Raw genomic sequence first — 7,473 nt, 5'->3', positions numbered from 1 at the left:
AGTATCGCTATGAAAACATGATGACACCCTACGAAAAATTCAGGAGTCTCCCAAACAGCAAGAAATATTTGAAAAAAGGGATCACTCTTGAAGAACTTGAAGCAAGAGCTACAAGCATGGGCGATAATGAAGCAGCAGAGCAGCTACAGACTGCCAGAGAATCACTGTTTCAATCAATTTTTGAACGAAAGGCCTGAAAGCACTGGCTTGACGCTTCCTTCAGGCTCATTTTGGGATTAGAAAATACTTTTCTCAAAAAACTTTTATTTGAAACTTCTGGGAATTCTTCCGGTCTTAAAACCATTACGCCAGCTTGGTTTAAACTTTCGCCTCGTCAGTAAAATCTGTGGGTCATTTCTGGTTCAGGCAGCTTGCCAAGTACGTGATAAGTACCCAAGCATATGAAATCATATTTTCTAACTCATTGCTCAGGCACTCTGACTGCGTTGCAACTCTGGTCACATAGCTTGCTATGCTCCCGCCATTGCGCCTTGCATAGCACCTGATCAATGAGCCAGAAATATTCGATTCCATATGCTTGAGTACTTGTAAAGAAATTTGGCTCTTCGTCGTTTTTCTTCCTGAGCAAGCCTTGGTATTTCAGGGATTTTGTCTTAAGTCAGTGCCATTGGGTTAAGGGGTCTCACTTTCCGGTTGTAAAAGTTGTTGTTGCCTTAACTCCCGGAGCTCCGTATCCAGAAACACAAACTCAAACACCCCTGAGAGAAATGGCAGAGGCATCCAGAAAAAGGGAAGAAGCTCCTTCTTCACCAAAGCATACGTTGTATGTATAACAATATCCTGCAAAAGAGTGATCCCTCCCGTAAACAGGTACGTTACCAGCCTGGATGCACACACAAATACTTTGACCCTCTTGGGAAAATAGCTTTGCCCAAGAATTTTCGCAGAACTAAGCACCCACGCCACCTCGGTTAAACCGAATATGATTGGGAATAATACGCTAAGCCCAATGGTGTTCATGGTATTCTGCTCTCCACCGCCTAGCTCCAGCGTGTTAGAAGCGGTTGAAGAATCATCAGCCAGCTGATTGATCAGTATTTTCAGTTTAATGGTCTGAGGAAGGTTTGTTGATTGCTTATCATACAGAACAATATCGGGTGACAGAGAACCGTACGTTGCAACGAGGAGCTGATACTGTTGCTCTTCAGTTCTAAAATGGATCTCACGTGTTTCATGCCATAATGAATCTGAGGTACCAGCAATACTGGTGACTTGCACAACATCATCAACGACTACATCCTGAAACGACAACAAAATGCTTTCTTGAGCCTGAACAGGAATGACTACTTCCTCCTGAAAAGAAGAGCTAGCCAAGGTGATTAAACCAGACTGCACATCGGTAGAACACGCCAGCCCTGAGGTAATAAGTAATGGATAGCCTTCATACTCAAGACTTATGGTTTCATTGCCAGGCAACAGATTTATCTCAGTATTTTCAGCGATAGATGCCGGGATCGCATCAATGTGACAATGATCAATACCCCCACCTTGTGAGTACATACTTAGGGAAAACAGAATAGCAAACAATATTGCAGATAGACCAAACAAATAAAATCGGCTTAATGACATAACTACCTCGCGAAGAACTCTCGAAGCTATCCATACAGAAAAACCTTCATAAGATAGCATTTATTCATCTGCTGACTTTGCGCTGGTCGCAATTTCAGTAGAGGCTGGTATGAGCGATCTATACCCAAACGAATTCAAGATGCAGGGTTCCGACGATGAAAATTATCATTGATTCTACTGATCAAAGAATCCGCAATTTCAGGCAAAGTCTCTTCGAAAAAATGGTTTATTGTTTTCCAAAATTCCTTGGCTCTTCGCTGTTTGCTATGGATTTCGTTCTGATATCTGACCGATAATACCCGACCCGGAAACTCACAGGTTTTAGTAGTCATGGACGGCAACCAGATATTCATGCTCGGCCTTGGTCTGCAGGCACCTTGGGAAATAGTTGGTCAGAACCTTGATAGAACCACTAAACCTAAGGAACTGTCTAAAAATAACTTCCCTGTTTAGCGCTCTTGAACTCATCATTTCTGCGAAGGCGGCAATCTACCACGAACCGAATATAAAGGACAGCCACCGAATATAAAGGACAGCCACAAATTTGTTCCATCAAACGCTGCTGGAAGCAGCCGGTAACTGGCTTGAAGAGAAGATCGCCAGTATGTTGGAGATAATCGGTCAACATGTTGCAGAACCAAGGGCTGTAAAGAAACGCCCAAAGCCGCACAAAAGGCTACAACACCCAAGAGCGCAGGCCCGCAGACTCAAGAAATACCAAGGGAAGGCGGCTTAAGTCAGTGCCATTGGAGTCTGCCACCTGTTTGAACGCTTAGAGCGCCGAGATAAATCGGCAAGATGTTAAGGGTGAAAGTCCCTGTGGGGTAAGGCAGGCGAGCCGCCCCAGCCCCGAGTCATGCGCCTGCTACCGTAAGGTAACCGGTGAAGCGTTGACAGGGGTGCCAGTAGGCTAAGTATTGAGCTGCGAAATCAAATAGTTTGAGGTGCTGATGTTGTTATGTTCTGCAGAAAGCAAAATCACCAATTGCGCTAAATCGCAAGTGGCTGGTGAACCTCACGCAGTCGTAGACCTTGTGCATGCGGGTACGCATCTTGTGCGGAACTCGGGAGATCCTGCCGGTTTCTCCTGTAATAGCCATGGGAGACGCAATGGGGAAGGTTAAAAACCACACGCCTATTGTCGTCGGCAGGAAGTCGGACAGGCTAATAGTACCTGAGAAGCAGCCGAACAAAGCAGGTCACCTGCGGCGGAGGTTGTGGAGGAAAGTGGTCTGACCAAGAGGAATATCCAGCAGGGTGTCGGTGGCCGGACTCAGAGCCGGACTAACACCTCGTCCAACCTGCCGGGTATACGTCAAGCAGCGGCGAAGGACAGTCGCTTACAATTCACTGCTTTGTTTCATCACCACACTCTGAACCTGCTGAAAGAAAGTTTCTTTCAACTGAAACGAAACGCATCGGCGGGGGTCGATGGCGTCACTTGGCAGTCCTATCAGCAGGAGTTGGATGCCCGGCTGAAAGCTTTGCACGAAAAGGTGCATCTAGGGAGTTATCGGCCTCGTCCAGCCCGAAGGGTCTGTATCCCCAAGGCAGACGGGAGCGAACGCCCCTTGAGCATCCTGTGTCTGGAAGACAAAATCGTCCAACAGGCTGTAGTCAAGGTACTGGAAGGGATTTATGAGGAAGACTTCCTCGGTTTCTCTTACGGGTTCCGCCCTGCGAGAAGCCAGCACGATGCACTGGATGCACTGACTGTGGGAATCAAAAGAAATCCTGTGAATTGGGTGCTGGACCTGGATATTCGGAAATTTTTCGATCAGGTTGACCATGAATGGCTAATCAGGTTTTTAGAGCACCGGGTGAAAGACAAGCGCATTATCCGCTTGGTAAAACAGTGGATAAAAGTAGGATACTATGCCGACGATGGTCGGCATGTCCGAAGCGTGGCAGGTGTAGCGCAGGGATCAGTGATATCACCTTTGCTATCCAATATTTATCTGCATTACGTGTTCGATCTATGGGTTAATCAATGGCGTAAAAGGAATGCGCAGGGCAAGGTTATTGTTGTGCGCTACGCTGACGACAGTGTGCTGGGTTTCCAACTGGAATGGGAAGCACAGAGGTTTCTGCAGGAACTTGGTGATCGACTAAAAGAGTTCGGCTTATCTCTACACGAGAATAAAACCCGGCTTATTCGTTTTGGGCGATTTGCCAAAAAGGACTTGCAGAGACTGGGAGCAGGAAAGCCAGAAACCTTTGAGTTTCTCGGCTTCACCCACTTCTGCAGTGTGACCCGAAGTAATGAACGCTTCACAGTCGTCCGAGAGACCAGCAAGAAGAGAATGCGGACAACGCTGCAAGGCATTAAAGACCATCTTATGAAGCACAGGCATGAAGCTGTGCCGGAACAGTTGGAGTGGTTAAAACGTGTCATTCAAGGGCACATGAACTACTTTGCTGTACCGGGTAATAGCCGTAGGATAAATGCTTTCAGAACTGCAGTGCAGAGAATATGGTACAAAGCCCTTAAGCGGCGCAGTCAACGAAGTCGCCTGAACTGGAAGAAGTTTGGTGCCTTCGTAAATACTGTGTTCCCAAAGGTCAAAGTCCTTCACCCATGGCCGGAGCAGCGGTTTGGCGTCAAATACTCGAGGTAGGAGCCGTATGCGCTAGCAGTGCTTGTACGGATCTGCGCAGGGGGGGCCGGGTGACCGGCATTCCTACTGTGACCCATCATCCTGACCTCGAATAAAAGCTTTGTTGATTGGGGTGAAATCTTTGGTGATCAAGCTATAGCTACAGCGATACTTGATCGGTTGTTGCATCACGCGACGACTCTCAATATCAAAGGTGAGAGTTACCGCCTGAAAGAGAAGCGCAAAGCTGGGTTACTCAAAGGCACTCCTTCCAAGAAATAAACCTGAAACACACAGTGAACTTAACCGTTGAAAGCGGGTCAAAAGTATTGCTGAAAATGGGTCATCTCAAACCGGTGGAAGAAGGTCATTTCAAAGCGGAGTTAACAACAGGCCTTGGTGTTTATGGGTCTGGTGAATGTCGTGTTTCCCTCAGATAATATGTTATGTGTCAGTACTATAAATAAGGTCACTATAAATAAATTTAAGGAGTCTTAAAAATATTTAGTGTGTCGCTAAATTATTTTATGTATGATGCAGCTGAAGTTTATTTATGAGGTTGCTGTAATGCTAAAAAGACATAGAGATCAACTTTGGGCACGGTTAGATGAGTTATACGCCAATGGTTCAACTTTCATAAGTTGGGGAGAAATATATCATTGGTATAGTATTGAGAGGATAAATAAGAAGCCTTGGCGTGATATAGAAGCTCGTTGGAAGGAATTATTAGAAGAAAAAGAAGAAAGGTATCTTAGCCCCCAAACAGCAGAGGTTGGTGGTGGAGTTACATTATTCTATGCAAAAAAACCAAGACCATTAAAAGAACTAGCAGCTTAACCTACCAAGACACATAACAAGTGGTTCCAGGTGACGCCTACGGCGCACCTGAACCAAGCGTTATGTGAGCAAGGAGCATCATGCAAATTTCAGAATATTCCGAATCATATGAAATCGCAGTTTCTCCTTTTGGAAAACCATCGATTTACGCTCTTGTTGATCCCGACAGTAAAGAAATTAAATACATTGGCAAAAGTGTCCAACCTACTGTCAGATACTACAATCATATTTCTGATAGTTTTCGAAAAAAAAGTGCTGTCTATATTTGGATAAACAAGCTACTTGAGTTAAATAAATATCCAAGATTGTTTATCTTAGAGGAATGTGCTGAAGAAAAACTAGAAGAATTAGAGAAGCATTGGATTAGAAAACTTAATAATGAAGGAGTAAATCTTTTAAATTTTGGTGGTCGCCGTCACTATGTCTATACACCAGAAAAATTATCTGAAATAGCACAACGGTTCGGAGGAGAATATCTTTCAGCACATGATACTGCCAACGGTATATGGAAATGCTATGAGCATGGAGACTTCAAGAAACTTTTTTCTGGTGTTACAAAAGGTCAGTGGTGTAATACCTGTACTAGAATTGAGTCTCGCAAAACTGGGAGAAATAAAGAGCAAATAAATCAATGTCGGTGTGCTCTAATACAAGATATTGTGCAAACAATGCTCACATAACAAAGCCTTCCAGCAGACCGCCTACGGCGGCTGCTGAAGGCGGCGTTAGGTGCTACCACATATTGGAGGTAATATTGTCATATCCATTTGATGAAAATCCATTTGAAAAGTACTTCATAGATTTACGACACTGGAGAGGAATAGAACTCGAATTATATAGAATTTTAGTAAGAACAACTGTAAGTGATCCGAATCGTAGAGAGCTAGTAGAAAAATTCAATAATGCAAAGAAAAAATCAAAAAGAGTTATTGATAGTAATCAATTAACCCCAAGAGAAATAGATGTATACCAGGGAGAATTAGATTTAGCATTAGAAAGATTCAAAGCCGAATTTCCTCAACCAGAGAAACCTGATCTCTGCTTACATGAAAATCATTCTCTCAAACTCAAAACACATGCTGACAATACTACACACATAGTAAGTCAATGCTCAAGTTGTGGTTGCATCGTCAAAGATCATAGAAAAGACTCAATTATAAATTGGGAGAATCTACCTTCATTTAAGGAAGATTTAAAAAGAGATGAAGATATAGAATATCAACGTTGGTGGAATTTAAGAAACCAAATCATAGATAGAATTACAGGTGAAGACGGTAAAATACCCAATTTTGATTGGGATGGTTTTAATGCAGAATATGAAAGTAAAAAACCAAAACCAATTTCTCCATCGGAATGTAAACATCCTGAAACATTAATAACATATCGGCAATACGATGAAAAGAGTAATTGTATTGTAATTCAGTGTTTAGAATGTGGTAAACACATAAAAAGCATTTCAAAGAAAAAAGTAGAAAACATCTATCAGCTACCCGATTTTGATCCAACAATTGAAGAAAGAAGATGGAAAGCATGTGATATTTGGTATAAAGGTTATTCTCAAGCATTGGATAAAGCTAAAAAATCATATAAAGAAAAAATTTATCAAGAAATTGTATCTGGTGAATTAAAAATAGTAGATAAAACTACTTTCGGTTCTTACTACGAATCATCAGAATGGCAAAAAACAAGAAGTCGAATTCTTGTCCGAGATGGACGTAAATGCCAAGCTTGCAATGAAAAGGCTGAATGTGTTCACCATTTGATTTATGATCGTATAGGTAAAGAAAACGATTTAGATTTAATTTCTCTATGTAACTCATGCCACAATGAAGTGCATACTTATCAAAACTCAATGGGGCCAAGCTACAGATTAACCCCCAATGAAATCAAAAGCCTCGTATTCAAGCGGATACAACGCACCTAACAAATGGTTCCAGTTCGTTCCGGGGCTGCGCCCCTCCACCCGACGCCGCCGTCGGCAGCGCGGCTGAACCAGGCGTTAAGTGGCAGGGTGCATAGATTGGTTAGTAATCTGAAAGTGCCGTACAAGTAGAAAGAAGAAGGTGTGTACCATCTGGCGATCAAGATCAGGTGTATTATCCTTCTTGCAATGCCAGCGTAAGCAGTATGCTGTTTCTCAATTTTGGGCGGAGCTGGCAAGAGGTTTCAGGTTTTCTTTCCTTGTGCCACGACAGTACAGAGTTCGGAGTCCTTCAGTTCTGAGCAATAGACAACCATTTACAAGTGCTTTGCTTTTTTTTCTCCTCAGTGACTCTGAATCAGTGCTCAGCAAAAAACAGAAAATAGATTAATCTGCTGGCGGTGAGGTCAGGTGCCAAAAATATCAATGGAGTCTCGCCAGCCCAACCATCGTAGCGGCCAGGGCCACTTAACAAGTGCAGGCAAAAGGGACGCCTCACTGTGTTCGCCGCCCCTGCTGCAAGCGTTA

At 43.4% G+C, this 7,473-nt stretch carries 6 protein-coding genes and 1 pseudogene; 6 read left to right on the top strand and 1 reads right to left on the bottom strand.

The window, feature by feature from the left end:
- Positions 1–197, top strand: a 197-nt coding sequence (locus GZ78_RS26820) for a hypothetical protein (protein ID WP_236631716.1), incomplete at its 5' end; no start/stop codon positions are given.
- 436 nt (positions 198–633) lie between these two features.
- Here the strand turns inward: GZ78_RS26820 and GZ78_RS26815 are convergent.
- The gene (locus tag GZ78_RS26815; protein WP_034837972.1) at positions 634–1,521 is read right to left on the bottom strand and encodes a hypothetical protein; all 888 of its coding nucleotides are present in this window, start codon (positions 1,519–1,521) and stop codon (positions 634–636) included.
- A 1,286-nt stretch (positions 1,522–2,807) separates the two neighbouring features.
- Here GZ78_RS26815 and ltrA point away from each other — a divergent pair.
- From ltrA to GZ78_RS30125, 5 genes and pseudogenes are all read left to right on the top strand, one after another.
- On the top strand, positions 2,808–4,208 hold the full coding sequence (gene ltrA / locus GZ78_RS26800) for a group II intron reverse transcriptase/maturase (RefSeq protein WP_201772724.1): 1,401 nt from the start codon (positions 2,808–2,810) through the stop codon (positions 4,206–4,208).
- Between the two features lie 75 nt (positions 4,209–4,283).
- Positions 4,284–4,469 (top strand): annotated as a pseudogene (locus GZ78_RS28620) (ATP-binding protein); the annotation flags it as partial.
- 249 nt (positions 4,470–4,718) lie between these two features.
- A complete protein-coding gene (locus tag GZ78_RS26795) occupies positions 4,719–5,024 on the top strand; it encodes a hypothetical protein (protein WP_051786247.1) in 306 nt (101 codons plus the stop codon).
- Between the two features lie 80 nt (positions 5,025–5,104).
- Complete coding sequence (locus GZ78_RS26790) at positions 5,105–5,704, top strand: GIY-YIG nuclease family protein (protein ID WP_034837964.1); 600 nt, start codon at positions 5,105–5,107, stop codon at positions 5,702–5,704.
- A gap of 74 nt (positions 5,705–5,778) precedes the next feature.
- Positions 5,779–6,948, top strand: a complete 1,170-nt coding sequence (locus tag GZ78_RS30125; RefSeq protein ID WP_201772723.1) for an HNH endonuclease — start codon at positions 5,779–5,781, stop codon at positions 6,946–6,948.
- Positions 6,949–7,473: the final 525 nt, after the last annotated feature.

Source organism: Endozoicomonas numazuensis, assembly GCF_000722635.1.
Lineage (GTDB): Bacteria > Pseudomonadota > Gammaproteobacteria > Pseudomonadales > Endozoicomonadaceae > Endozoicomonas_A > Endozoicomonas_A numazuensis.
Note: the sequence above shows the minus strand (reverse complement) of the source record. Positions and strands in the feature narration are given on the sequence as shown.

Coding starts and splice junctions, on each gene's coding strand:
- GZ78_RS26795 (WP_051786247.1), top strand. CDS start 4,719: ATGATGCAGCTGAAGTTTATTTATGAGGTTGCTGTAATGCTAAAAAGA.
- GZ78_RS26790 (WP_034837964.1), top strand. CDS start 5,105: ATGCAAATTTCAGAATATTCCGAATCATATGAAATCGCAGTTTCTCCT.
- GZ78_RS26815 (WP_034837972.1), bottom strand. CDS start 1,521: ATGTACTCACAAGGTGGGGGTATTGATCATTGTCACATTGATGCGATC.